This window comes from Bacteroides sp. 11BF, from assembly GCF_019633765.1.
Taxonomy (GTDB): domain Bacteria; phylum Bacteroidota; class Bacteroidia; order Bacteroidales; family Bacteroidaceae; genus Bacteroides; species Bacteroides hominis.
This window is the reverse complement of record NZ_JAFKPJ010000057.1, coordinates 1-2375: the sequence shown is the minus strand read 5'-3', so window position 1 is coordinate 2375 and position 2375 is coordinate 1. Positions and strand designations below refer to the sequence as shown.

Below are 2375 nucleotides of genomic sequence, written 5' to 3'. Positions count from 1 at the left end.
CGACCCTTTTTCTGTACTTTTGATTTATAATAGTACTAGAGGTAATAACAGGGGAAAAAGCCCTAGTTTAAAATAGTTTCGCGAATAGTTGAATTTATGAAACTTGGATTTAAATAAAATGGAGATAATAGGCTACGCTCGTGTTTCAACGAGGGAACAGAATTTAGATTTGCAGCTAGATGCTTTAAAAGAAGCCGGATGCAAACTTATATTTGAGGAAAAAGTATCAGGAGTAAAGGATAGACCCGAATTAGATAAAGCCCTTGCATATTTGCGAGAAGGTGATACTTTTGTTATCTGGAAGCTAGATAGATTAGGACGTTCTTTGAAAGATTTAGTTTATATAGTTGATTGTTTGCAGAAAAGAAAAGTTGCATTCAAAAGCATAGTTGATGGTATTGATACTAATAGTGCTCTAGGAAGATGTCAATTTGGAATTTTTGCTTCATTGGCTGAATATGAACGTGAAATAATAGTAGAACGAACTAGGGCTGGATTACAAGCTGCAAAAGAACGAGGGAAACTTACGGGACGACCTATAGGGTTATCGGAAGATGCAAAGAGAAAAGCTATAGCAGCAAAGCGTTTATATGAAAATCGGGATTATTCTATAGATGAAATATGTAGAATTTTACACATTGGAAGTAAGGCTACTTTGTATAGGTATTTACGTTATGAAAAAGTAAGATTGATGAATAGAAGAAATAAATAGGGCGTTACCTTTCAGGTCGGGCTTTTCGCTGCAAGTCCTCGCTACGCTGTGGGCTTTCCGCTGCAATCCCTAACGCATTTTCCCACCCACCCTTCTAAGGTATATCCAATGCTTTGCTTTTTTCACCGCTTCTATGAAGCACCTACAAAAGCAAGGCATTGGATATTCGGTTTTATAGACTTCATGTTCCCTAAAGGGAATATTCCGTTTATAAAACCTTATCTCTCACCCAAAATATATAAAACTTTAGGGAAAAGATAATACGTTAAAAATCAGCCAGTTATAAACTATTTTTAACAAAAATAATTGTCTTATTATTTGCGACATTTATAGAAAATTACTATCTTTGAGTATTGAAAATAAAGAGATAAATAAACTTTAAAGCTGGTTTGGCTGCCAGTATAAAGAACAGCAAACAAAATTATGAAATCTACTTTTGATAAAAATGCAGAGAAGTTTGTAAACCTTATGGTTGAAAAAATTGAAAGTTTGTCTATGAATTGGCAAAAACCTTGGTTCTCTAAAGTCAACTCTAAACAGAACTTTTTACCACAAAATTTAACAGGTCGTACTTATAGTGGTGGAAACGCTTTTTTACTTTATTTTTTGTGTGAAAAATATAATTATCAAACTCCTGTTTTTTTGACATTCAATCAAGCACGAAACGAAGGTATTAATGTTCTAAAAGGTGCTGTTGCTTTTCCTGTTTATTATACATTATTTTGTGCTTATCATCGTCAGACAAATGAAAAAATTTCATATGATGAATATAACAAATTATCGGAAGAAGAACAAAAAGAATACCGTTTAGCAGCTTATACAAAATATTTCCAAGTTTTTAATTTAGACCAAACAAACTTTGCGGAAAAATATCCCAATAGATGGGATATATTAAAGGCTAAATTTTCAGGAGAGGAACAGCCACAAGAAGAGAAAGAAATGTATGTAAATCCAATACTTGATGAAATGAATAAGAATCAAAATTGGGTATGTCCTATTCAAACGGTTTCTAGTGATAGTGCGTTTTATTCAATATCAAATGATAGCATTACTTTACCTTTAAAGAGCCAATTTAAGGACGGAGAAAGTTTTTATGGTACAGAATTGCATGAAATGGGACATAGTACAGGTGTTAAAAATAGACTAAATCGAAAAGGATTTTATGAAAATGATAAATTCAATTATGGGCGTGAAGAACTTGTAGCAGAATTAATATCGGCTTTGTCTGGTGTATATTTGGGTATTTCTGTAACCGTCAGAGAAGAAAATGCGGCTTATTTAAAATCATGGTGCAAAGCAATAAAAGAAGAACCTAAATTTTTATTTACTGTATTGGCAGATGCTATTAAAGGTAGTAAATTCATAGCCCAGCATCTAAATATAAGGCTAGATGTGGAAGAAGTTGAAGAAGAGAAAAATACAAAGGTTGCTTAAAGGTTCCTTCCCCCCTTATTGGGGGGAGTTCTTTTTTCAAACGCCAAAAAAGAACCAAAAAGGCTTAATCGCTTCACTTTGTTACGCTCCAATAGTTTTGCTATCGGTAAACCCACCCACCCTTCTAAGGTATGTTTCTTTATCCCAATAAGAACTATAGGGAAAGAAATTGATACCGTACTTTTCGGAGTTCCGGCACTGATGGGCAAACATGGCATGATGAAATGAT

The 2375-nt window shown here is 33.6% G+C and carries 3 protein-coding genes; 2 read left to right on the top strand and 1 reads right to left on the bottom strand.

Annotated elements, in window-relative coordinates; all coding sequences use genetic code 11:
* Positions 1–118: 118 nt before the first annotated feature.
* Both JZY04_RS20900 and JZY04_RS20895 read left to right on the top strand, forming a co-directional pair.
* Positions 119–712, top strand: coding sequence for a recombinase family protein (locus JZY04_RS20900; RefSeq protein WP_004295368.1), 594 nt, complete (start codon positions 119–121; stop codon positions 710–712).
* A 423-nt stretch (positions 713–1135) separates the two neighbouring features.
* Positions 1136–2146, top strand: a complete 1011-nt coding sequence (locus tag JZY04_RS20895; protein ID WP_005780952.1) for an ArdC family protein — start codon at positions 1136–1138, stop codon at positions 2144–2146.
* On the opposite strand, the gene JZY04_RS20890 is transcribed toward JZY04_RS20895, so the two are convergent.
* Positions 2143–2364, bottom strand: coding sequence for a hypothetical protein (locus JZY04_RS20890; RefSeq protein WP_255584472.1), 222 nt, complete (start codon positions 2362–2364; stop codon positions 2143–2145). The genes JZY04_RS20895 and JZY04_RS20890 overlap by 4 nt on opposite strands.
* Positions 2365–2375: the final 11 nt, after the last annotated feature.

Bases quoted from the DNA above. Each gene is read 5' to 3' on its own strand.
- JZY04_RS20900 (WP_004295368.1), top strand. From the start codon at position 119: ATGGAGATAATAGGCTACGCTCGTGTTTCAACGAGGGAACAGAATTTA.
- JZY04_RS20895 (WP_005780952.1), top strand. From the start codon at position 1,136: ATGAAATCTACTTTTGATAAAAATGCAGAGAAGTTTGTAAACCTTATG.
- JZY04_RS20890 (WP_255584472.1), bottom strand. From the start codon at position 2,364: ATGCCATGTTTGCCCATCAGTGCCGGAACTCCGAAAAGTACGGTATCA.